We start from the raw sequence: 23265 nt of genomic DNA on the forward strand, positions 1-23265 counted from the left end.
AGGAGGGAACTCTGCACCCCGGCGCCGAGACTCAGGTATGTGGCTGTGTGGTCATCCGACCACCCCGCCGCCGGAGTCGGGCGTAGCCCTCGGGGTCGGCTGCTTCGCCAAGATCAGGACGTCCTCGTGGGCGATGAGGTGCATCGGCACCCCGCCGGCCCTGGCCTTGCGGACCTGCTGGAGTTGGAAGAACGACGGCCGGGCGACGAGATGCCCGTCGCGGACGGCCGCGAGGAGCGCGACGCACCGTTCGATGGGGACGAGACCGGCACGAATGCCGGCGGCGATGACGGCGCTGGGCAGGTCGACCAGTTCGCCGCGTTTGCGCCACGGGCGGGCGGTGACCACGACGACGCCGCCGGGACGCAGCAGGGTGGCGCAGCCGGCCAGGATCTGGGTGAACCCGTCGGCGAGGCCGGTCAGGTCGCGGTAGGCGAGGTTGCCCCGGTCCTCGCCGTCGTTGTAGCGGTCGTCGTATTTGACGACCCCGTCCGCGCCGGGCCGGACCAGCCCGTGCACCGTCGGCCCGTACGGCGGGGAGGTGACCACGAGCGCCACCTGCCCGGTGAGGGCCTTCGGAACCAGTGAGATCAGTCGGGTGGCGTCGCCGCGGATCACCGACGCCCGTCCGGTCGCGCCTTGGTCGTGGGCGTGGCGGATGTTGGCGTCGGCGATGTTCGACCACTGCGGCTCGTACTCGATGCCGAAGGCGTCGCGGCCGGCGTGAACGGCCTCGACCAGGGTGGTGCCGATGCCACACATCGGGTCCAGGACCAGGTCACCGGGCTGGGTGTAGGCGTCGATGGCGTGGGCGGCGATCGCCGGCAGCATCCGGGCCGGGTGCTTGACCGACTCCGGCACGTACCGGCCCCGTCGCTGCACGGGGCCGGTCGTCTGCGCGGTGGTCCAGACGGACAGGCCGTCGGGGTCGGCCCGGTGGCGGTCGTCGTAGTCGTGGTGCCGGCCCTGGTAGTCGTTGCCGGGGCTGGCGGTGGGCGTGTTCGGGTCGGGGTGTCCTGGGTCGCGGTGTTCAGGCACGGCGCTCACCGCCCTCGCGGTCCCGGCGCCGCCGCGGCCCGGGCACGGCGGGGGATTGCGGGATGGTGAAGACCAGCAGGTCGGCGTGGACCCGTAGATGGGCGACCTGCCACTGTTCGCCGTCGGCGTGGGCGAGGGAGAGCAGTTCCTCGTCGGTGACGTGGTAGACGAACTGGTCGCCGTCGGTGTCTGCCTCGACCGCGACGATGTGCTGTAGGTAGCCGAGTCCGGCCTCCGACGCGGCGGCCACGAGTGGCCCGAAGTCCTCGGGAGTGGGCTGTGTGCCGGTGGGAACGCCGGCGACGAGGACGAGGCAGCCGCCGGGGCGCAGTAGCCGCGCGCAGGCGGTGAGGAGCCAGGCGAGGCGGACGCGGGCGGTGATGTCGGCCTCGTGTAGCGGCCAGGAGGCGACCACCAGGCTGGTGGCCTCGTCCAGCGGACCGTCGTCGGGCGGACGGACGACCGCGGTGTCGGCGCCGTATAGGTCGGGGTCGGTGAGGTCGTCGCCGAACCAGTCGACCAGCTCGGGCGGTTCCTGCGTGTCACCGGCCCGCGGCTCGACCGGGGCGGTGAGTGGGCTGGTTGTGGTCGTGGCCGCCGGCTGGCCGGCGGTGGCGGGTCCGATGATCAGGCTGGAGCTGTCGGTGAACCAGGCACGGTGGTGCCGGCGTCCGCCCTGGGCGCAGATCTCGGTCAGTGTGTGGTCGGTGGTGAGGTCGACCACCGCCTCCCCGGGCCGGCTGTAGGCGGCGACGAGTCGGTAGGCCAAACGGGTGGGCAGGCTGGTGGGTCGGTCGGCGTCGGTACGGGCCGTGCGCCAGACCGTGATCGGTACCGGCGGGTCACCGGCGATCAGGTCGATGAGAGTGGCCTCGGCCGGCCCGGTGTGGTCGGCCTGGTGGTGCGGGTGCGGCGGGTGCTCGCTCATATGGATGTCGGCTCCGCGCCGCGCCGTGAAGCGCTGACACCCCCGAACCGGGCTTTGTGAGCCCTGGCGAACACTTGCCCAACCCACAGGCCCTCACACCACGCGACCCGCGCACCGGCATGTCCTGCTTCTGTCGCCTCGTCTGCTGCCCACGACGTTAGAACCACCCTCGGTCGCCTACCGCGCCGGAACCGGCCCTATTCCTGCTCGCCGTCGGTCAGTGACGTCACTGACAGGAACGCTGACGGATGCTCATACCGGTGCGGAGGGCGCCTCGGGCGCCGACGTGGACACCGCCGTCGACCAGCACTGTGAGACGTCGTCGAGCACCGTCTGCCGGGCCGATGCCATCGACGCGGCGTCGTCTGTCACAGGACGCGGGATGGCCGGCGGTGACAACCGCCCGCCACTGCCGCCGGTATGGCGAGAGCCCCCTGCCGGCCGTCCCCGGCCGGCGGTGACAGTGACGCGGCGAGTCGCTTGGTCGTCACAGCGGGCCGCCCGTGTCCCCGGTGAGGTCGTGTACGCCGTCTCGCGGTCACGGCGTGAAGCCTGCGCCACCGCCACCCGGGCCGCCCGGTCACAGGGTCTGTCAGGGTGTCACAGGGCAGGTCAACCGGCCTCTGTCAGAATTCCCGCCGCGATAGAGGCGATGGCAGATCGTGCGGGCTGGGCCACTGGCAGAGGTCCGACCCCGGTGGCGAACAGCGCCCGGGACAGCTCTGTCAGGTCCTTGTGAGTCGCTTGTGGCGCAATCGATGGCACCGGTCGCCGTGACAACACCGGCGACGGCATCCCGCCATCCCTTCGCTGTCACAGGAGTTTCGCCATGAGCGTGTCCGACGCTACGAACTGGCCGACGTCCGCCCTCGACGCGGCGCAGACCGCCTTCGCCGCGCTGACCTGCGAGCCCGCGCCGCTGGTCTTCGACTGCACGGTGCTGGCCTGCGACGCGGGTCTGCGGCAGCCGGTGATGCCGCTGCCCGCGCTGCGGGACTGGCTGCTGCGCCATCCCCGCGCCTACACGGCGCGTGACGAGGTGTGGCGGGAGCTGATCCGACGTGCCCGCCTCGACGGGCCGCACTGGGTCGTCGCCGCGGTCGGCATGGCGATGCCGGCGCTGCAGCGGTACGCGGCCGCGCTGTGCGAGGGCTACGACGGCGACCCGGCGGACATCGACGCCGAGATCCTCACCGGGTTCCTGACCGCGCTGCGCGACCGGGCGGACCTGACCAAACCCGCACCGTACGCGAGCCTGTGCAAGGCGGCATGGCGAGCCGGGCGGAACCTGCGCCTACAACGGCAGGAACATGTGCCGGTGGAGGACATCGAGCACGTCACCCCCGGCTCCCGCACCCCCAGGATGCCGTACGGGCATCCGGACCTCCTGGTCCGCCGCGCGGTGACCCTCGGCATCCTCGACCCCGAGGACGAACAGCCCTACATCGACGTGCGGCTCGGGTACCGGGCGATCGAACCCATCGCCGCCGCGCACGGCGTCAGCGTCGACGCCCTGCGCATGCGGCTGTCCCGCATCGACAGCCGCATCGCCGCCGCCCTCGCCGACGGGCTTCTGACCGGGCTCGTGTCGCCGGAGACCACGGCACGACTGCGGCAGCGGGCCGAGCAGCGCCGTCGGCGCCGCGCCGGACGCGCCGCCACCACCCGCCGCGAAAACGCAGGTCAGCACGCTGCGGCAGCCGCCTGACCAACCACCGGAAACGGCTGTGGCCCGACGTTGCGCGTCGGGCCACAGCCGTTTCTCCGCGCCGGGGGGCCTGACCTGGCGCTGTGAGCCCTCACAGGACGGTGTGAGCGCGGCAAGTGTTCGCCAGGACTCACAACCCCCGGTTTGGGGGTGCGGGACCTTCGAGCTGTACCCCTCGCCGGTTCCGCCCGCCGCCGGGCGATGCGAGCAGCCGCGATCCGCGTGCCTCGGGTGCCGCGCCAGTTGATGCGCTGACACCACATTGATGACCGCAACCCACCCATGAGGGAGGACGAGCTCCTCCCGGGGCTCACGCGGATCCGCGCTTCTCGCCCGCGCCCGGCGGCAGTCCCCATCTGCTTCGAGTAATCGCCGCCCCCGGCCACGTCCGTTCGTGGCCGGGGAGCGGCGGGAGGTGAACGCCCCATGTCCCGCATCCCACAACACGCTCTCCGAACTCCGCGAGTTGTTCGTCTCGCTCTTCGTGTCGCCGTACCGCTGGCAGGTGTCGGCCTGTCGCTCGCCGTGCCGGCCGCCGCGTACGCCGACCCGGGTGACGCCGTGTATTTGGCGGCGAACTCGTTGCCGGTGGTGATCGCCAACCTGCGGGCCTGGATCATGGGGATCCTCGCCGCTCTCGCCACTCTGTTCCTCGTCCTGGCGGGCGTGTACTGGGCCACCGCCGGTGGTGACCCGTCGCAGGTCGAGAAAGCCAAACTCGCCCTGCGTAACGCGTTGATCGGCTACGGCCTGGCGGTGCTCGCACCGATCCTGCTGCAGGTCGTCCAAGGCATCGTCGGGGGCTGAACCCGATGGGATGGTTCCTCGACCAGACGTTGGACTGGCTGACCGACGCGATCCTGGCCTGCCTCGGCGCGATCTTCGACCTCATCACCAGCGTCCTGCTCACCACACCGAAGGTCACCGGACTGCCGCAGGTGCAGGCCCTCACCGGCCGGTCGGTCTGGATCGTGGACACCGTCTTCGTCCTCGCGTTCGTCGCCGCCGGCGTGCTCGTCATGGTCGCCGGCGGCGGCGAGCAGTCCCGGTACACGGTCAAGGACCTCCTACCGCGGCTGGTCGTCGGGTTCACCGCCGCGCACTTCTCCCAGTTGGCCTGCGACCAGCTCATCGATCTCGCCAACGCCCTGACCGCGGCGATCAGCGACGGCGGCTACGACGGCGACGGCGCGTTCACCGCGATCCGCACCCACCTCGCGGCGGCACACGACCGCACTGTCCCGCTGTTGTTCCTGGTCCTAGCCCTAATCATCACCGTGCTGGTCGTGACGGCCGCGTTCCAGCTGATCGGCCGGTTCGTGGCGCTGCTGGTGATGACGGCCATCGCGCCGCTGGCGCTGGCCTGCCACGCGCTACCCGCCACCGACGGCCTCGCCCGACTGTGGTGGCGCGCCTACGCCGGATGCCTGGCGATACCCGTGGCGCAGGCGTTCTTCCTCACCGCCGGTGAGCAGACACTGCTGGACCCGGCGACCATGCTGCCCGTCTTCGGCCTGCCCCCTGATCCGGGCGGCACGCTGAACCTCCTGGTCGTGGTGGTGCTGCTGTGGACCACCGTCAAGATCCCCGGGCTGATGGCCCGCTGGGCGGGCCAGACCGGACGCGGCACGAGCACCATGCTCGGCGCGGTCGTCCGCGTCGTCGTGGTGCAGCAGCTCTCCCGCACCGTCCCCGGCCTGAACACCCTTCGGAGGACCATCAGATGACCGCACCTGAGCCCGAAACGCCGACCAGGGCACGGATGCCGACGGGCGCTTCATACTGCCTCTCCTGCGGATGGTGTTGGGGTTCGCGTGGCTGACCGTCGCGTCGGCGATGTCGGCAAGTGTCCAACGAATGAGTGGGGTTGACCGCGCCTGGTGATGTTCGGGGGTCGTCGCGTTGGCGGGGCTGTCTGCGCTGTCAGGGTGGTGTGCGGGGCGTGGGCGGGAGTGTTCACGCCCCGCACGGCGGGCATCCTCGGCGAGGAGACCGTCCTGCCCGTCGGCGGGTACGCCATCGCGGGGAGCGGCGGGTGGCCAGGCAGACGGGTCAGGTTCAGCGGGTGTACGGGAAGGGCAATCTGCTGCTGGGTTGCCGAGGCCGCATGGTTGATCTGCGTGGTTGGTGGTCAGGGGCGTCGGCGGGTCAGTTTCCACGCGGTTTCGGTCACGGCAGCTACGGTCAGGCCGTAGGCGAGGTGGGCGACGAACCCGCGCAGGTGGGTGGCCAGGGGGTAGGCCCGGTTGGGGGCGGAGAACCGTAGTGCTGGGGTGAGGCCCTCGTCGACGATGAGGGACATGGCCGCGCCGGAGGCCAGACCGGCCAGCACCGGGTTGAGGCCGATGGTGCGGCGTAGCACCGAGTAGACCGGCGCCCAGCTGATCGCCAGGCCGTAGTGGAGAACCATCCCCGCCCGCTGCCGTGCCGTGCCGGGTAGGTCGACGCCGAGCAGGCGCAGGGTCTTGGCGGCGGCGATCTCGTAGGGCAGGCCGGGGCGGGCGGTGTCTTCCCGCTTGCGGTCGGCGTCGGATTCGAGCTGGTACAGCTTCATGCTGATCGGGTCCATCACTTTGGTCGCCGCGTAGCCGGCTGCCGGTGCGACGGCCAGGTCCTTGATCGTCTCGGTGAGCCTCATCGTGCGGTCTCCTTCGGTGGTGGGCGCGGTGCCGCTGGTATCCGGCCTCGCCGGTGACTACCCGGGGATGTCGTGGGCGTGCAGGAGGGCGCCGAATTCGGCAGTGCCGCTGTCCTAGGCGGGCGGTCAGGAGGCGCAGCAGGACAGCTTTGCCACGTCGCGGGTGAAGGTTTGGGCGGCGAGTTTCAGGCCTTCGGCCATGGTGAGGTAGGGGCACCAGGTGTCGGCCATCTGCGCCACGGTCATGCCGGCTTGCACCGCGTAGACGGCGGCGGCGATCACGTCGCCGGCGTTGTCGGCCAGCGCGTGGACGCCCCGGATGCGGCCGTTGCCACGCTCGGCGACGATCTTGATGAGGCCGCGGGTGTCGCGGTTGACGATCGCTCGTGGCACGTAGTCCAGGGGCAGGACGCGGCATTCGCAGTCCAGTCCCTGCTCGGCGGCTTGGGCGTCGGTGAGCCCGACTGAGGTGATGGCCGGGGTGGTGAAGGTGACCCGCGGCAGGTGGGTGTAGTCCATGCTGCGGTCGGCGTCGTCGAAGGCGTTGTCCACGATCAGGGTGCCGTGTGCGCCCGCCACGTACACGAACTGCGGATGCCCCGTGACGTCGCCGGCGGCCCAGATGCGCCGGTTGCTGGTGCGTAGGTGCTCGTCGACGATGATCTCGCCCCGCCGGCCGACCGTGACCCCCACCTGGTCGAGGTTCAGGCCGCCGGTGAGGGGGCGGCGGCCGGTGGCGACCAGCAGCTGCTCGGCGGCCAACTCCAGGGTGCCGGTACTGGTGGTGAGGGTGAGTGAGTAGTGGTCAATGGTCGTACGCGATGAGTGATCGTTTTCTGGGTGGGCCCGTCGTCCCGCCCGGACCGGTTCAACCGCCGCCGGCGTGGCCAGGGCGGGTATAGTATCGGTGTGTGTGCGCAGACACTGTCGGTGCCCGCAGACGATCTTCTCGACGGTGTCGCTGAGGTTCTTCAGCAGGTGGTGCCACCGGTCGGCGGCCTGAATCGCGTCCGGTGCCCCTTGCGGGCGCTCTCGGCGAAACTGCCGCCTCGATCCCGGCAGATGATCTCGACGCCGGGGGGTGCTCGCGCAGCCAGGCGGCGAGGGTGTCGGGCAGGACATCGACGGGCGGCGGGTGTGCATGTCGATCAGCACGATGGCGTACCGGTTGGTGTCCACGCCGTCGGGCGAAGTCGTCCACACCCAGCACCCTCGGCGTCACTCACCACCACCGGGCCGAACTGCAGGGCGCCGTCGTCGTCAGGCGTCGGGCATGACAACGATCCGGTTCTCCACCGACATCACGCCGGGCGTTGACCAGGCGACCCGTGCGGCTTCTTCGCGTTCGCGCCAGGACCGGACCACGCCGGTCAGGACGACCTTGTCGCCCTCGATGGTCACGCTCAGCCGTTCGCCGGGCGTGTCCACGGCGCGAATGAGAGCCTCTTCGATCCTGTCTCGCGCCGCCGCCACGTCCACCTTGACCCGGGGTCGCAGTGAGATCTGATTCGTGACTCCCCGTACTCCCGACAGACGCCGTACCGCCCGCTTCGCGGAGCGCCGCTGGAATTCCCACTCGACCTCGCCACTGAGGGTCACCCAGCCCTTGGTGACGGTGACGTGGATGTTCTGGCTCGGCACCAGCGCGTCCCATTCCAGGGCCCGGGTCGCTGCGGCCGCCAGGTCCGCGTCGGTGCGTTCCGCCGCGGTCGGTAGCCGCACTTCGAGGTCGTTGGCGACCGCCTTCACGCCCCGCACCCGGTGCGCCGCCTCCTCGGCCGCCCACTTCTTCACGTACGAGTCCACCCATCCGGTCAGGGTCACCACACCGTCCTTGGCAGACACGCCGATCTCGTTCGGGTGGACGCGGGCGTCCCAATGCATCTCGGCCAGCACATCCCGCTGCAACTGCTCATCCGTCCGAGCCATCGTCGTGGTGGTCATCGCGCTCGTTCCAAAGTTCGCGTCGTCGGCTTCACTGTGAACCACCCGCACTCGTGCGGGTGGAGGTACATCGGGACGTCGCGCTAACGAGCGAATCACCACAGTTTCGGGGACGAGAACCCGTACCCTCCGTTATAGAGGTCCGGATTCTGCGCCGACGAGAGCCCGCATACGCCGCTTCGCTTCCGCCGGACATTCCCGTTGAACCGGGGGGTGTCCCTATGGGTTCGTCAAGCGGCGGCCTGTCAACGGTCAGTTGAATCTGGCTCTGGCACGAAGTCCGGATGCTGTTGGTGATCTTGACTGTGTAACCGGGGTGGGGCGCGTCGCTGCCAAAGACAGAGCCGTTAGCGAGACAGGCCCTTGGTGGCCAGGTGCCGGATCACTGTGGCGCCCAAAAGTTCGCGTGTCGGCTTCACTGTGAACCACCCGTACTCGTAGGGGTGGACGCACATCGGGTCGGCGCGCTAACGAGTGAATCACCACAGTTGCGGGGACGGGACCGTTAGCGAGACAGCCCCGGGCATACGCACGGGTGTTGTTGACGGGGCTGAGGCTGACGCCTCGTGTCGTGCGGGTTCGGCGTTCGTCCGGGTGGTGGCTCGTGTCGCGCCTACGATGGGAGCATGTCGCCCTCGAGACGGGAGCTCACACGGGAGCGGGAGACGTTTTTCCGGTCTCTGTCGTCGCGGGCGGGGCGGGTGCTTCCCTGCTGGGTCGCCGGCGTGGTGTTGATCAAGGTGGAGGAGGGTGACAGCGGGGAGTTCTGGCGGGTGGCGATGCGTGACCGGGGTGTCGTCGTGGACAGGGGCAGCGAGCCGGCCGATGCCACGGTGGTGCTGTCGGCTGACCTGTTCCACGACTTGATCACGGGCGCTGATCAGTTGATCGCCGCGTTGCTGCGTAACGAGGCGACGGTGGTGGGGGAAGTCGCGCTGTTGTTGGTGTTCAGGCGGTTCTTTCCCTCCGCGCCAGGGTCGGGTGACCCGAGGGACGTGGTCGGTGGCAGTCGTTGGCGGGAGCGGATGGACGAGACCGTCGCCCGCAGCACACCAGCGGAGCGGGCATGAAGCCGTTGGTCAACATTCTTGACGGCAACACGTTTCTGGTCAGCGACCGGCAGGGGGATGTCGATCCCTCGCCGGCCTTTCCCACGGGCTTGTTCTCCTACGACACCCGCTTCTTGTCCACCTGGCAGTTGACCATCGACGGTGGCCGGCTCACCGCGTTGTCAGTGGATGACCTGCAGTACTACGAGAGCCGGTTCTTCCTGGTGCCCGGTGAGCCGACCCACTACGTGGACACCGACATCTCCGTGATCCGTCACCGCACGATCGGCGGGAGCTTCGATGAGGATCTCGCGGTGCTCAACGAGGGCAACGAGCCGGCGGAACTGGTGGTCAGGGTCGAGATGGGCGCGGATTTCGCGGACTTGTTCGAGATCAAGAACCCGACCCGCAAGGTCGCGCCGGTCACCGTCACCGTCCGCGACGGCCTGCTGTGTTTCACCTACCGTCGGGGCAGCTTCGAACGCCAGACGGTGGTGTCTAGCAGCGTGGCCGGCGATGTCGATGAGCACGGCATGACTTTCCGGATTCAGGTTCCCGCGCACGCGGAGTGGCGCACCCGTTTCCATGTGGCGACGAACATCCTGGGCGCGCAGGGGCGGGACTTCCGGGACAGCCTGCGTCTGCACCGTCCCCGGTCCGCGGCGCAGATCGCCGAGGCGCTGACCAGATGGCTGGATGCCACACCGCGGCTGGTTAGCGACAGCGAGACGCTCACGTCCACCTACCGTCGAAGCCTCACGGACCTCGCCGCGTTGCGGTACACCTCGGTCAGCACCGCCACTCACCTGGTCGCCGCTGGCCTGCCGTGGTTCATGACCCTGTTCGGCCGCGACAGCATGTTCACCTGCCTGCAGTCCCTGCCCTTCCTGCCGCGTCTCACGCCGCCGACCATCACCGCGCTGGCACTGGCCCAAGGGTCCCGTTTCGATGACTTCCGCGACGAGGAGCCCGGCAAGATCCTGCACGAACTGCGCTACGGAGAGTCAGCGGGCTTCGAAGAACAACCGCACTCGCCCTACTTCGGCTCCGCCGACTCGACGATGCTGTTCGTGATCCTTCTCGACGAGTACCACCGGTGGACCGGCGACGACACGCTTGCGAAACGTTTCGAGATGGAGGCCCGCGCGGCACTCGACTGGATCGACACCTACGGCGACCTGCTCGGCACCGGATACGTGTGGTACCAGACGCGCAACCCCGAGACAGGATTGCAGAATCAGTGCTGGAAGGACTCCTGGGACTCGATCTCCTACGCCGACGGCCGGCTGCCCGGCTTCCCGAGAGCCACCTGCGAGTTGCAGGGGTACGCCTACGACGCGAAGATGCGCGGCGCCCGGCTCGCCCGGCTGCTGTGGGACGACCCCGCCTACGCGCAGCGGCTGGAACACGAGGCGGCCGAGCTCAAGGACCGGTTCAACCGCGACTTCTGGGTCGGCGACGGACGGTACTACGCCCTGGCCCTGGACGCCGAGGGCGGGCAGGTCGATGCCCTGTCCTCCAACATCGGGCATCTGCTCTGGAGCGGCATCGTCGACCAGCAGCGGGCCGCCGACATCGTCGGCCACCTACTCGGGCCGCGGCTGTTCTCCGGCTGGGGAATCCGTACCCTCGCCACCGGCAACGGCCGCTACAACCACCTCGGATACCACGTCGGGACGGTGTGGCCGTTCGACAACTCGATCATCGCCTGGGGCCTGTGGCGCTACGGGTTCCGGGAGGAAGCCGCCCTCGTCTGCCAGGCGATGCTCGACGCCGCCCGATACTTCCAAGGCCGCCTTCCGGAGGCGTTCGCCGGATACGATCGGAAACGAACGAAGTACCCCGTGCAGTACCCCACCGCCTGCAGCCCGCAGGCATGGTCCGCCGGAACGCCGCTGCTGCTCATACGGGTGCTACTCGGCCTGCAACCCCACGGTGACCATCTCGTCGTCGACCCGGCGCTCCCCGACAGCATCAACCGCATCGAACTGCTGGACATCCCCGGCCGGTGGGGAGTCGTCGACGCCCTCGGCCGCCGACGACCGGACACCAACCACAACGAACGAGACAGCGCCTCCCGCAGCTGATGAAAGGGCCGGCACCGGCCAAAGGAGGGTGAAGCGGTGAAGACCGCCAACGAGATCTTCTTCTACGAGCTCGCGGCCATGCAGGACCTGGAACACCAGGCGCGTTCCATTCTCGGTCTCCTGATCGGCACCCGCATCCAGGACAGCACGCTCAAACGCATCATCGAGGACATGGCCCACGCCAGCGAGCGCCACTCCGATCGGATCGACGCCTGCCTGCGCCACCTCGGCACCGCACCCCTGCAGACCCGATCCGCGCCCATCCGCGGAGTCCAGGACGATTTCCAAGTCTTCCTCCGCACCCCCCACAACGACGCCGTCCGTGACCTGTACGCTCTCAACGCCGCTCAACGCATCACCAAGCTCGCCATCGCCGGCTACGAACACCTCACCGACTGGGCCACCACCATCGCCGCCGTGACCTGCACCCAGTGCCTCCTCAAGAACCTCATCGAAAAGACGGAAACCTCACAACAGCTGAGAAAACTCAACCAAACCCTCAGCGAACAACTCCTCGCCACCACCACGTGAACCGTCCACGACCGACCGTGACGCCGACGGATGCGTCAAGCGCACCTTGAACGGCATGCCAACCTGCCCCGCGTGTTCGCCCGCCAGCGAACATGGAAAAGGCGGTGCTATCCGCGTCGGCCGACCCGTGCGCAACGTGACATCCGGCGGTTCAAGGGGTGGTGCCATCGATGAGTGGGTCCGCTTCGTCGCGTGGAGCCACCTGATAGGGCAGAACAGTGTCGACGCCGAGTGCCCGTCCGTAGTAGCGGTAGCGGACCAGCACCGCGCGCGGAGATGCGTCAAGAACTACTCCGGGCTGCCATGCATTGCGGTATACCCATACCGGCTGTCCAGGACAGTAGGCGCCAGCGTGGGCAATCTCGGTAGAGGAGCCTTCGGGAGGCGCAGTCGGCGCGGCCATCACGCCCAGCGTTGTCGACGAAGGCCGTACCGGGTATCGGTGATCCGTCGATCTGCGAGTGGGCCGGACGGTGCGTCCAGTCCGCCGGATGGTGGAGGGTGGTCCGGTCCGGTGCCTGCGCGACCTGCTCCACCGGCCGGCCGAGCAGGTCGCGCCGACGGGATGTGCTGACGTGCGCGGCGTCGCATCCGACCCCCGCGGGGGTGTTCGAGGCGCGAAGGATCTCTGGAACTCCAGTCCCAGGTAGACCAGCTCGGCCAGACTTTAGATGATTGAGTCCGAAGTTCGGGCTGGTCAATGGTCGTACGCGATACCCTTCGCCGCGTCCGAGTCAAGCCCACGCTGCCGTACAGACTTCGGACTCAATCATCTAGTGGCGTCCGATGCGGGTCGTCGACGGCTGCCCGATGGTGAGCAGAACGGCAGAGTACGTACGAGGAACGCGATCTCGTAGGCCAGGGTCGAGCCGCAGGGGCCTGCGTGAGCAGCCGTACGGCGATAGCGTCGGCCATTGGGTCGAGATGTTCCAGGCCGCGACGAGCCTGGGCGTGACACACCCGGCCCCGCGCACGAGCTAGCTGCCGGCATCGCCGGTGGCGGCCACGGGCGGGTTCGGCTTGAGCCGGAACGAGCCCGCGACCTTCTTCCGGTAGACCTCCTGCGTCGCGGAGTCCCAGGGGATGCACCAGCGTCTCGCGCGGCTGTGGGCGGGGACCTGCCCGTGGCGCAGCCAGTTGTAGATCGCGTCGGCGGGGATGCCCAGCAGCTGGGCGGCCTGTTTGACGCTGATCTCCCCGTCCCGCACGGCCATCGTCCGCGACGTGAAGATCTTGTAGATGCCGCGCACCCCCGCGACGTGGCGAGGGGTGAAGCGCAGGTTCTTGCCGGTCCGCAGGCCGGCGTCGTTGAGCATCTTGGCGATCTGCACGTTGCTGTGGGTGGCACCATGCTTGCGGATGATCTCCAGTGCCTCGGGCGGAGTGCGGCCGGGCCCGCGCCGTTGCACGACGAGCTCGTCGGTGGCGCCGGTGTGCCAGCGCACGCCGATCCGAACGATGTCGGAATCCTGCTCTAGCAGGAGCGTGACGTCGGCGATCAGCGTGCGTAGCAGGCGCTTGCGGTCACGTGGACTGGTGGTCGGCGCATCCCACAGCCGGGGCAGATCGGCGGCCAGGGCGCGCAGTGCGTCGTGGTCCGGCACCGGCGGTTTGACCGCGCGGGCGGTCGCCAGCGCGGCCTCCGCCTCGGCGAGAGCGGCGAGTTTGGCCTCCCACCGCGACTCCAATGTCTTTGCCACCAAACGGTTTTCCGGCTCGACCTGGCCGAAGGCGCGTTCGGCGCGGTCGGCCTCGTAGCGGGCCCGTTCCACGGCCAGTTCAGCGGCCCTGTGGGTGCGCACCTGCCGGTCGGCGACCTCATCCGCGGCGGCTAACGCGACCTGGATCTGTTGCGGGGTCACGGTTTCAGCAGCAACGCGGCGACCGCGTCGTCGACGGTGTCGGCGATGACGGTCCGGCAGCCGGCGGTGGGCTCGGCACACAGGTAGGTCACCTTGCTGTCCTTGCGGCTGCAGCGGGTCCCGACCCGCCCTCCGCAGGTACCACACAGGATGATGCCCTGACACAGGGCGGTGCCTTCCCGCACCGGCCGGGCCCCGCGCCCGGTGTTGTTCGCCGCGAGCTTGGCCTCCGTGGCCAGGAACTCCGCCCAGGTCACATACCCCTCGTGGTGATCCTGAATCAGGACCGCCCAGTCTTCTCGTGCCCGGCGTCGGCGGGTGGAGCGCACCGTGCCGTCGGGCAGCACCCGCCGTACTTCGCGGGTCTTGCCGAAGGTGTAGACACCGGCATAGGTCGGGTTCTTCAGCGCCTGCGCTACCCGAGCGTGGGTGAGCTTGCCCCACTTGATCGTCCCCGCCCACGCCCCGGCCCAGGCCCGCTGCGGGAACAACCGCCCCGTTTCGTGGAACGCGCGGACAGTCTTCAACGCCGAGCCCGTCCGCTGGAACTCCGCGAACAGGTCCTCCACGGCGCGGCGGACCTGCTCGTCGGGGTCTTTGACGATCTGGCCGTCCTCGTCGTAGACGTACCCGACCGGCAACGGATGGCGCAGCTCTCCACGGTGCGCCGCGGCCACCTTCGCCCCGTGCAACCGACCGAGCAGGAAGTGCAGCTCGATCTCCGACATCTGGCCCTTGAGGCCCAGCAGAATCCAGTCGTTGACGTTGGCCAGGTCGTACACGCCGTCGGTGTCGATCAGCAGCGTGTCGGTCAGCCGCGCCAGCTCCATCAACCTCGTCAGGTCGGCGTTCGAGCGGCCCAGCCGGGACACCTCCAGGCCGAACACCGCGCCGACCTCCCCCATGCACAACCGGGCCACGATCTCCCGGTAGCCCTCCCGCTCGGACCCGAACCGCCCGGACACGCCCAGGTCGGCGTCGACGATGACGATCTGCTCGGCCAGCCACCCGAGCTCGGCGGCGGTCGACGCCAGCGCGTACTGGCGCTGCGTCGACTCGGTGTTCTGCCGCACCTGCGCCGACGTCGACTGCCGCACATAGACGATCGCCAGCCGGGACAGGTGACTCGCCGTGATCTTCGAGGTCGGGTTCATCGCCGGCTCCGTGCAGCAGCGACTCGACCATGTTCGCCACGACCATCACGGCCTGGCGAACGTCCCACCCGCTCAACTGTCCCCCTTCCCGGCCCACTTGGTCTGCCATCACACCCATCACTGTCAGGAGCCTGTTCATGGGAATCCGTCACCACCGACGCTGGATCGATCTTGTCGATCAGCGCCCGCGCCGCCGACAAACCCTCCACCGCCAGCCGATCCGACGACGCCGGCACACCACGGTCGGTCCAGTCCTGCGCCACCGTGATGCGCCGCCTCCCCTCGACCTCACACACGAAGAACAGACCATGCCGCCTGCGCTGCGTAAACAGCACAACCAGGCTCTGCCCCCTCAACGGATGGAAAGGATGAGTGATCACCAATGAGTCCGAAACCCGACGCAACTGACGGGCTGTATAGGGCACGGGTTCCCGCCGACGTCGACGCCCCCGACAAGGTCGCCTACGGGCTGACGTTCCACCAGCTGGCGATCGTCGCCGCCGGCGCGCTCGTCTTCTACGGCCTGTGGCGGGCGCTGCACGGCGTCGTCGCGACACCGCTGCTCACCGGTGCCGGTGTCGTACTCGGCGGGCTGGTCATCGGCCTGGCACTCGGCCGCCGCGACGGCCTGTCCCTGGACGTGTGGCTGCTCCACGCGATCCGCCACACCCGCACCCCCCGGGCCCTGACCACCGCGCCCAGCGCCGCCGCCGACGGCGGCGGTGTGCCGGACTGGGTCGAGACTCCCAAGACCGGCCGGCAGCCGTTGCCGGCGCCGCTGCGGCTGCCCGCCGACGCCATCGACGACGACGGACAGATCAGCCTCGGCGACGCGCGGGCGGCGATCGTCGGCACCACCACCGTGAACCTGGCGCTGCGCACCCCCGACGAGCAGGCGGCGTTGATCGACGGCTGGGGCCGGTGGCTCAACAGCCTCTCGGCCCCGGTCCAGATCGTCGTGTCCGCGCAACCGGTCGACCTGGCCTCCCACAGCCGGGCACTCGCCGCCGCCGCGGACACCCAGCCACATCCACGGCTACGCGCGGCCTGCGCCGACCACGCCGCGTTCCTCGCCGACCTCGCCGCACGCCGCGACCCGCTGCGCCGGCAGGTCCTCATCACCACCGCCACCGGTGCCGGCGAACGCGGCCCGCACGCCGCGCAGCGCCGCGCCGACGACACCGTCCGCGCGCTGTCCGGTCTCGGCGTCATCCCACGCGTCCTGGACGGACCGGCGGTCACCGCCGCCCTCACCTGCGCCGCCGACCCGTACCGGCCGCCGCGCCCAGGTGGCCTGGCCGCACCCGACGCGGTCATCACCGCAACCCCAGCCACCCACAACGACAGGAGAACAAGGCCGTGATCATGATGAGGCGTCGCATCAGAGGTCGTTCCGCCGAGCGGTCCCGGACCGGTTCGGTGGCGTCGGCGGTCGCGCCGGCCACTGTCGAGGTCACCCCTCGGTGGCTGCGCGTGGGCGACGGCTACGCCGCCACCCTGGTGGTGACCGGCTATCCGGCCGAGGTCGGCCCGGCGTGGCTGGAGCCGCTGCTGTCCTGGCCGGGCCGCCTCGACCTCGCCCTGCACATCGCGCCGCTGCCCGCACCTGTCGCCGCGTCCCGGCTACGCACACAACGCGCGCGCCTGGAGTCGTCGCGGCGGGCCGACGCCGAGCGCGGCAAACTCGCCGACCCCTATGTCGACGCCGCCGCCCACGACGCCGGTGACCTGGCCGAACGACTGGCCCGAGGCGCGGCGAAGCTGTTCCGCGTCGGCCTGTACCTGACCGTGCACGCCCGCACCGAAGACGAACTACTGCAGGCGTGCGCGCAGGTCCGGGCCGCCGCCGCGTCCACCCTCCTGGCGGTGCAACCGGCGACCTGGCGGCAACTGGCCGGCTGGACCACCACCCTGCCCCTCGCGACGGACGGGCTGCGGATGCTCCGCACCATGGACACCGCCGCCCTGGCCGCCGCCTTCCCGCTGTCCAGCCCGGACCTGCCCGCCCCGCTGCCCGGCGACCCACCGACCACCGGCGGTGTCCTCTACGGCATCAACCCCGCCAGCGCGGGGATCGTCTGGTGGGACCGCTGGACCCAGGAGAACCACAACTCGATCGTCCTGGCCCGCTCCGGCGCCGGGAAGTCGTACTTCGTCAAACTGGAGATCCTGCGCAACCTCTACCAGGGTGTGCAGGTCGCGGTGGTCGACCCCGAAGACGAGTACCTGCGCCTGGCCGACGCCGTCGGCGGCAGCATCGTCCGGCTGGGCATGCCCGGCGTGAAGATCAACCCCCTCGACCTGCCGCTCGACGACCGGCGTCCCGACACGCTGACCCGCCGCGGCCTGTTCCTCCACACCCTCATCAGCGTGCTGCTCGGCCACCAGCCGCCACCGGCGGAACGGGCCGCGCTGGACCGGGCGATCCTCGCCGTCTACCGGGCCGCCGGCATCACCGCCGACCCGGCCACCCACCACCGGCCCGCACCACTGCTGCGCGACCTGGCCGCCACGCTGCGCGCCGACGACGACCCGGCCGCCGCGACGTTGGCTGCCCGGCTCGCGCCGTGGGTGCAGGGCAGCTTCGCCGACCTGTTCGACGCACCGACCACCCAGGCCCCCGTCGGACACCTCGTCGTGTGGTCACTGCGACACCTGCCCGACGAACTACGCACCGTCGGCACCCTCCTCGCGCTGGACGCGATCTGGCGCACCGTCGACACCCCGCAACGCCCGTCGCGGCGACGCCTCGTCGTGGTCGACGAGGCGTGGCTGCTGATGCGCGACGGCGAAGGCGCCCGCTTCCTGTTCCGCATGAGCAAGGCGGCACGCAAACGCAACGCCGGACTGACCGTCATCACCCAGGACGCCGCCGACCTGCTCGGCACCGACCTCGGCCAGGCCGTGGTGTCCAACGCCGCCACCCAGGTGCTGCTGCGACAGGCACCCCAGGCCATCGACGCCGTCGGCGAGGCCTTCGGGCTCACCGACGGCGAGCGACGGCTACTGCTCTCGGCCCGTCGTGGCCAAGGACTGCTGATCTCCGGCGTGAACAGGACCAGCTTCGAGTCGATTTCCTCGGACACCGAGCACACCCTGTGCACCACCGACCCGACCGAACTGGCCCATGTCGACGAGGAAGAGGACGACCTGTGACACCACCGACCGAAGTCCTCGGATCAGCGCTCATGTCACCGCCACCGGCGCCCAGCCCCACCATCGGGCCGGGCGCCGGTCCCATTCCCCCTCCTACCGCACCCGGGGCTGCCCTGGTCGACGCCGCCGTGTGGGCGGCCCAGCGACCCTGGCTGGCGGCCGTCGCCGCCGGACTGCTCGCCGCATGGATCGCGGCCCGCAACCTCGTCGAGATCTGGCGGCACCACCACCACGCCCACGACGCGCGGCTGGTCACGATCGCCCCGCCGCCCGAGGTCGACCCGCACAGCGCCGCCGCGTTGTGGGCGAACCTTGCCGGCGTACTCACCCCGTCGCGACGCCGACGCCTGCTCCACGGCACCCCGCACGTCGTCTGGCAGTACACCTGGTCCGGCCGGCAGTTGCTCATCTCGATCTGGGTACCCGGCACCGTCCCACCCGGGGCGGTCGAGGCGGCAGTACGGGCGGCGTGGCCCGGCTCGGCCACCACCACCGACGACAACCCGCCGCCCCCGATTCCGCTCGACGCGCATCCCGCCGCCGGTGGGCACCTGCTGCCCGTATACGCGGAGTGGCTACCGCTGACCAGCGACCACGACACCGACCCGCTGCGCCCCCTGATGTCCGCCGGCGCACAGCTCAAACCCGGCGAGTACGCCTGCGTGCAGGTCCTCGCCCGCCCGGCCACACCCCGGCGAGCGGCACGCGCCCGTCGGGCGGCCGGACGGCTTCGGGCCGGCAAGACCGCCGTGCCGGCGCTCAACCCGGCAGCGCCGGTGCTGTGGCTGCTGGAGGCGTTCCTGCCCGGCAGCGGCAACACCGGCCGCCCCACGCCGGTGGCCCGTCGGGATCCCACCGTCGAGCGGGACGTCCGCGCGATCTTGGACAAGACAGCGCACCCGCTGTGGCAGACCGGTATCCGGTACGCGGTCGCCACCACCAGCCGACGCCCCGGCGCCGACCCGCGGGGTCGGCTGCGGGGCATCGCCGACACCCTCGCCTCAGCGTTCGCCATCCACACCGGCCGCAACCGGCTCACCCACCGGGCCCGGATGCCCGCACCGGTGGCAGTCCTCGCCGCCCGACGGCTCGGCCCGGGGTTCCTGACCTCCGCCCCGGAACTCGCGGCGCTGGCCGCCCTGCCGCGCGACCTGGCCGTACCCGGCCTCGACCGGGCGCGGGCCGCGTCCATGCCGGCACCGGTCGCCGTCCCCGGCGGCGGACGTGGGGTGAAGATGCTCGGCGACGCCGAGATCGGCGGCCACGCCGTCGGACTCGCGGTACCCGACGCCAGGTATCACCTGCACGTCATCGGCTCGACCGGCTCCGGCAAGACCACCCTGCTGGTCAACATGGCCCTCGACGACATCAAAGCCGGCCGCGGCACCGTCGTCATCGACCCCCACGGCGACCTCGTCCTGGACATCCTCGACCGGCTCCCCGCCACCGTCGCCGACCGCGTCGTCCTCTTCGACCCCGACCAGGACAACCCACCCACGCTCAACCCGCTCGAAGGCGACGACCCCGACCTCGTCGTCGACAACCTCGTATCGATCTTCGGCACCATCTTCGCCAAAGCGTGGGGGCCACGGATGGACGACGTCATGCGGGTCGCCTGCCTCACCCTGCTACGCCACAACAACGTCACCCTGCAGCACATCCCCCCACTGCTCAACAGCCCCCAGTTCCGCTCCGCGATGACCGTGGACCTCGACGACCCGGCAGGGCTCAGCGGCTTCTGGCAGTGGTACGACAGCCTCAACGACAGCCTCCGCTCCCAGGTCATCGGCCCCGTCCTCGCCCGCCTCCGCGCGTTCCTACTCCGCGACTTCGTCAAACGGACGATGCGCTACCCGAAATCCAGCTTCGACATGGGCCGCGTCCTCGACGGCGGAGTCCTGCTCGTCCGCATCCCCAAAGGCGTCCTCGGAGAGGACACCAGCCGCCTGCTCGGCTCCCTCATCCTCGCCCAGGTGTGGCAGGCCACCACCGCCCGCGCCGCCACCGCACCCGAGAAGCGCCGCGACGCGAGTTTGATCATCGACGAGGCACAGAACTTCCTCACCCTCGCCAACTCGCTGGACACGATGCTCGCCGAAGCCCGCAAGTACCGGCTCTCCCTCGTACTCGCCCACCAGGACCTCGCCCAGTTCCCCCGCGACCTGCTCGCCGCCGCCTCCGCCAACGCCCGCAACAAGGTCTACTTCACCTGCGCACCCGAGGACGCCAAAGTCCTGTCCCGACACACCCTCCCCGAACTCGGTGAGCACGACCTCGCCCACCTCGACGCCTACACCGCCGCCGCACGCCTCGTGGTCAACGGCCGCCAAACGCCAGCGTTCACGATGAAGACCCGACCACCGAGGCCGGTCGTCGGTGAGGCGACCGCCATCCGGCAGGCCGCCGCCGCGGCGGTACCGGCCCAGGACACCAGCGCCGTCGACGAACTCGTCGAACGACTCAGCCGCAAGCCCGACCAACGACGGTCCCGTCCGAAGAGCGACCGGGCCTGACCGTCATTGCCGGTCCGGTGGCGTCGCCCGGGTCGCGCACCGGATCGTCACCGGGATCGCGACCGGTGACCGCCGAACACTGCTCCCACAGTGCTGACCTGGGCTGTCAGTGCCGCACACGCCCCCTGACAGACCCTCCGCACCGACCTCCCCGCTGCCAGACACCCTCCCGATCGGGAAGGAACCCCATCCTGCCCAGGAGCAAACATCGTGTACTCCCGCGTTCCCCGCGCCTCCAGCAAACCCGACGCCCTCGCGGTCTTCGGACGCATCGTCCCCCGCGACCACGCCCTCCTCGCGCTACTCGCCGAGCACTACCTGCTGTCCACCGACCAGATCACCAACGCCTTCTTCGACAGCCGCCGCACCGCCCAACGCCGACTCACGATCCTGCACCGCCTCGACGTACTGCACCGCTTCGGCCGCAGCAACCACAACGGCCGCTACGGATCCCTGCTCTACACCCTCGGCCCCGTCGGACTGCAACTACACCCCACCACCTACCACGACCCGAACGGCACCGGCGGCAAGCCGCCGCGCAGCTCCCTGGAACGCGCCAAGCGGATCGCCGCCAGCGGCCAGGTCAACCACCTCCTCGGCGTCAACCAGTTCTTCACCGACCTCATCGCCACCGCCCGCCGCAGCACCGACGCCCGCCTGTCCCGCTGGTGGTCCGAACAGCACGCCACCACCGTCTACGCCCAAGCCGGCATCCGACCCGACGGGCACGGCGTATGGACCATCGGCGACACCTCGACCGGCTTCTTCCTCGAACACGACAACGACACCGAGAACCTCGCCCGCGTCGTGGCCAAACTGCGCGGATACGAACGCCTCACCACCTTCGGCCCCCGCTACCCCGTCCTGTTCTGGGTACCCAGCCGACGCCGCGAGGCCAGCCTCCTCGGCGTGCTCGCCGGACTCCGCACCACCAGCCCGATCGCCACCGCCATACACGGGCCCGACCCCGCTGGCAGAGTCTGGACCCTCGTATCGGATCCCACCCATCGGCGCTACCTGCACGAACTGCCTTGCGACCACGGCCCCGACACCGTCACCAACCCGCAGCGCTTTGAAAACCCGTAAGGATCACGTCAACTTCTGATACCGCGATAACTGGTGCATCCATAGAAGGCAACCCTCGATGCCGCACTCGGCAGCCGAATTTGTCGTCAGAGGGTAGCTGGTCACTGCGGAGACACAACACTACAGCTTCGCAACTAGCATTGTTTGCTGAACCTAAGGGACGTCTGTCGGCGTACGGGTTCGGATGCTCAGGTAGGTACGCGTGAACGTGCCCAGGTGGTGATCGTCCGAGATCCTCCGGGCCGTTACTGTCCGCGTTGGCGGGGTCCCCACCACGGCAGTAGCGGCGGAAGGTCGGCAAGCGGTCGGCGGGGAGGTTTCGGCGGCTGCGACTCGCCGTCGTCGCCGTCCCAGCGCCGGCCGTATTGGTCGGGCAAGTCACCCCAGCCGAAGTACGGCATCGGCTCGGCAGGCATACCGCCTAGCGCCTCGAGCGGGTCGATGCGGGACTCGGCGACTGTGCACAGATGCGCCCAGTCGTCACCGAAGTCGAACAGGTACGCGAACTGGTCGCCGCCGCCCAGCCGACTCAGCTTGGTCCGGCCGCTGTCCGTGCTGCCCTCGGGCGCCTCGCCATCCCACAGTTCAAGCGGCGTGACCGGGGTCTGGTCGGCCAGCGTGAACATGTGCATGTGGGCCAGGTCCCAACGGGCAAACGCCAGGTCGATCGCGTCAGCCAATTGGGCGAAGGTGTGTGACCGGCTCGCGGCGAAGACCCTGCCAGGTCGAGGCCACAGGTCGATGCCACGACCCGAGACCAGCTCAACCCGTATGGACAGCCAGGTACGCGCCACGCTCACCCTTCCATCGAGAACGGCCCTCTCCGCCTGGAAGGCTACGCAACGTCACCGACACCGGCCCCAGGCAGGGTCAGTGGTTGGGTACGTTCAGCCGTACCTATCTGGGCACCCGGAGTCGTACGCCGACAACGTCTCGTAACTCAAAGTTCGGTCCATCGTGGATCATGTTGGTGCAGGTGATCTCGGGCAGCCCGCCAGGAGTGGATCTTCCGTTCACCGGGTTGCAACCCGCCCAGTTCCGCCGGCTGGTCCGGCTGTTCGCCGAGCGAAGGGTGATGCGATCGCGGATGGTCGGCCGGGCCGGCAGCAGTGGTCACTCGACCTTGCCGACCGGGTACTGCTGGTCGCGGCGTACTGGCGCACGAACCTGACAATGCGGCAGATCGGCCCGCTGTTCGGGGTGTCGCACTCCGCCGCGCACCGGGTCATCGACACCGTCGGCCCACTGCTCGCGCTGGCCCCGGTCCGCCGGCGTCGGGTCGACCAGATCACGATCGTCGACGGCACCCTGATCCCGACCTGCGACCACCGGCGGCCGCACCGAGCAAGAACTACCGCTACAGCACGAACATGCAGGTCGCCATCGACGCTCACACCCGCTTGGTCGTAGCCCTCGGCGACACTCAGCCCGCCAACCGCAACGACACTACCGCCGCGCCGCCCACACATTGGCCGACCCGCTTCCGGCATCGCCAAGCTCCACAACATCACTCTCGCTGGAGGACACCGACACCGTTATAAGCCAACGCCCCACCGAGTTACGAGACGTCC

The 23265-nt window shown here is 69.7% G+C and carries 19 protein-coding genes and 1 pseudogene; 11 read left to right on the top strand and 9 right to left on the bottom strand.

All coding sequences use genetic code 11. The annotated features are described in order from the left end of the window. Positions 1 to 51: 51 nt before the first annotated feature. Together VAB18032_RS02930 and VAB18032_RS02935 are read right to left on the bottom strand one after the other, a co-directional pair. A complete protein-coding gene (locus VAB18032_RS02930; RefSeq protein ID WP_013731283.1) occupies positions 52 to 1047 on the bottom strand; it encodes a TRM11 family SAM-dependent methyltransferase in 996 nt (331 codons plus the stop codon). Further along, positions 1031 to 1966 (bottom strand): hypothetical protein, encoded by a 936-nt coding sequence (locus VAB18032_RS02935; protein WP_013731284.1) that lies wholly within the window; start codon positions 1964 to 1966, stop codon positions 1031 to 1033. The genes VAB18032_RS02930 and VAB18032_RS02935 overlap by 17 nt, the downstream gene beginning before the upstream one ends. A gap of 829 nt (positions 1967 to 2795) precedes the next feature. On the opposite strand from VAB18032_RS02935, the gene VAB18032_RS02940 reads away from it, so the two are divergent. From VAB18032_RS02940 to VAB18032_RS02950, 3 genes are all read left to right on the top strand, one after another. Next, entirely contained in the window at positions 2796 to 3674 is an 879-nt protein-coding gene (locus tag VAB18032_RS02940) for an RNA polymerase sigma factor (protein WP_013731285.1), read from the top strand. Between the two features lie 426 nt (positions 3675 to 4100). Continuing rightward, on the top strand, positions 4101 to 4481 hold the full coding sequence (locus VAB18032_RS02945) for a pilin (RefSeq protein WP_043719550.1): 381 nt from the start codon (positions 4101 to 4103) through the stop codon (positions 4479 to 4481). A gap of 5 nt (positions 4482 to 4486) precedes the next feature. Further along, positions 4487 to 5401, top strand: a complete 915-nt coding sequence (locus VAB18032_RS02950) for a TrbL/VirB6 family protein (protein ID WP_013731287.1) — start codon at positions 4487 to 4489, stop codon at positions 5399 to 5401. Positions 5402 to 5805: 404 nt separating this feature from the next. On the opposite strand, the gene VAB18032_RS02955 is transcribed toward VAB18032_RS02950, so the two are convergent. The 3 genes from VAB18032_RS02955 to VAB18032_RS02965 form a co-directional block, all read right to left on the bottom strand. After that, the gene (locus VAB18032_RS02955) at positions 5806 to 6312 is read right to left on the bottom strand and encodes a hypothetical protein (protein WP_013731288.1); all 507 of its coding nucleotides are present in this window, start codon (positions 6310 to 6312) and stop codon (positions 5806 to 5808) included. A 126-nt stretch (positions 6313 to 6438) separates the two neighbouring features. After that, positions 6439 to 7515 (bottom strand): FAD-dependent oxidoreductase, encoded by a 1077-nt coding sequence (locus tag VAB18032_RS32280; protein ID WP_232510656.1) that lies wholly within the window; start codon positions 7513 to 7515, stop codon positions 6439 to 6441. Positions 7516 to 7572: 57 nt separating this feature from the next. Continuing rightward, positions 7573 to 8256, bottom strand: a complete 684-nt coding sequence (locus tag VAB18032_RS02965) for a BON domain-containing protein (RefSeq protein ID WP_013731290.1) — start codon at positions 8254 to 8256, stop codon at positions 7573 to 7575. A 626-nt stretch (positions 8257 to 8882) separates the two neighbouring features. Here VAB18032_RS02965 and VAB18032_RS02970 point away from each other — a divergent pair. Genes VAB18032_RS02970 through VAB18032_RS02980 form a run of 3 tightly spaced genes read left to right on the top strand, consistent with a single transcriptional unit; the run spans position 8883 to position 11923 of the window. Next, positions 8883 to 9326: an SCP2 sterol-binding domain-containing protein gene (locus VAB18032_RS02970; protein WP_013731291.1), complete on the top strand. Its 444-nt coding sequence runs from the start codon at positions 8883 to 8885 to the stop codon at positions 9324 to 9326. Beyond that, positions 9323 to 11392, top strand: a complete 2070-nt coding sequence (locus VAB18032_RS02975; protein ID WP_013731292.1) for an amylo-alpha-1,6-glucosidase — start codon at positions 9323 to 9325, stop codon at positions 11390 to 11392. The genes VAB18032_RS02970 and VAB18032_RS02975 overlap by 4 nt, the downstream gene beginning before the upstream one ends. A 36-nt stretch (positions 11393 to 11428) precedes the next feature. After that, positions 11429 to 11923, top strand: coding sequence for a YciE/YciF ferroxidase family protein (locus VAB18032_RS02980; RefSeq protein ID WP_013731293.1), 495 nt, complete (start codon positions 11429 to 11431; stop codon positions 11921 to 11923). Positions 11924 to 12900: 977 nt separating this feature from the next. On the opposite strand, the gene VAB18032_RS32020 is transcribed toward VAB18032_RS02980, so the two are convergent. From VAB18032_RS32020 to VAB18032_RS33425, 3 genes are read right to left on the bottom strand one after another with little or no spacing between them, the layout of a single operon-like run. After that, on the bottom strand, positions 12901 to 13785 hold the full coding sequence (locus tag VAB18032_RS32020; protein WP_050814525.1) for a helix-turn-helix domain-containing protein: 885 nt from the start codon (positions 13783 to 13785) through the stop codon (positions 12901 to 12903). Next, positions 13782 to 14939, bottom strand: coding sequence for a recombinase family protein (locus VAB18032_RS32025; protein WP_050814526.1), 1158 nt, complete (start codon positions 14937 to 14939; stop codon positions 13782 to 13784). The genes VAB18032_RS32020 and VAB18032_RS32025 overlap by 4 nt, the downstream gene beginning before the upstream one ends. Beyond that, the gene (locus tag VAB18032_RS33425; RefSeq protein ID WP_363664000.1) at positions 14936 to 15364 is read right to left on the bottom strand and encodes a DUF5372 family protein; all 429 of its coding nucleotides are present in this window, start codon (positions 15362 to 15364) and stop codon (positions 14936 to 14938) included. Before VAB18032_RS33425 ends, VAB18032_RS32025 begins: the two co-directional genes overlap by 4 nt. Here VAB18032_RS33425 and VAB18032_RS02990 point away from each other — a divergent pair. The 4 genes from VAB18032_RS02990 (at position 15322) to VAB18032_RS03005 (ending at position 21694) form a co-directional block, all read left to right on the top strand. Then, positions 15322 to 16302 carry a PrgI family protein gene (locus tag VAB18032_RS02990; RefSeq protein ID WP_013731294.1) on the top strand — a complete coding sequence of 327 codons (981 nt, stop codon included), beginning with the start codon at positions 15322 to 15324 and terminating at the stop codon, positions 16300 to 16302. The two genes, VAB18032_RS33425 and VAB18032_RS02990, sit on opposite strands and share 43 nt — an antisense overlap. A 5-nt stretch (positions 16303 to 16307) precedes the next feature. Next, positions 16308 to 18095 (top strand): VirB4 family type IV secretion system protein, encoded by a 1788-nt coding sequence (locus tag VAB18032_RS02995; RefSeq protein ID WP_043722818.1) that lies wholly within the window; start codon positions 16308 to 16310, stop codon positions 18093 to 18095. A 32-nt stretch (positions 18096 to 18127) separates the two neighbouring features. After that, positions 18128 to 20608 carry a helicase HerA domain-containing protein gene (locus VAB18032_RS03000; protein ID WP_043719553.1) on the top strand — a complete coding sequence of 827 codons (2481 nt, stop codon included), beginning with the start codon at positions 18128 to 18130 and terminating at the stop codon, positions 20606 to 20608. A 210-nt stretch (positions 20609 to 20818) separates the two neighbouring features. After that, positions 20819 to 21694: a replication-relaxation family protein gene (locus VAB18032_RS03005; protein ID WP_013731297.1), complete on the top strand. Its 876-nt coding sequence runs from the start codon at positions 20819 to 20821 to the stop codon at positions 21692 to 21694. 245 nt (positions 21695 to 21939) lie between these two features. Here the strand turns inward: VAB18032_RS03005 and VAB18032_RS03010 are convergent, their stop codons facing one another. Continuing rightward, a complete protein-coding gene (locus tag VAB18032_RS03010) occupies positions 21940 to 22494 on the bottom strand; it encodes a plasmid pRiA4b ORF-3 family protein (protein WP_232510657.1) in 555 nt (184 codons plus the stop codon). Positions 22495 to 22658: 164 nt separating this feature from the next. On the opposite strand from VAB18032_RS03010, the pseudogene VAB18032_RS30395 reads away from it, so the two are divergent. Further along, a pseudogene (locus tag VAB18032_RS30395) lies at positions 22659 to 23148 on the top strand (transposase family protein); the annotation flags it as partial. Positions 23149 to 23265: the final 117 nt, after the last annotated feature.

The organism is Micromonospora maris AB-18-032, assembly GCF_000204155.1.
Classification (GTDB): domain Bacteria; phylum Actinomycetota; class Actinomycetes; order Mycobacteriales; family Micromonosporaceae; genus Micromonospora; species Micromonospora gifhornensis.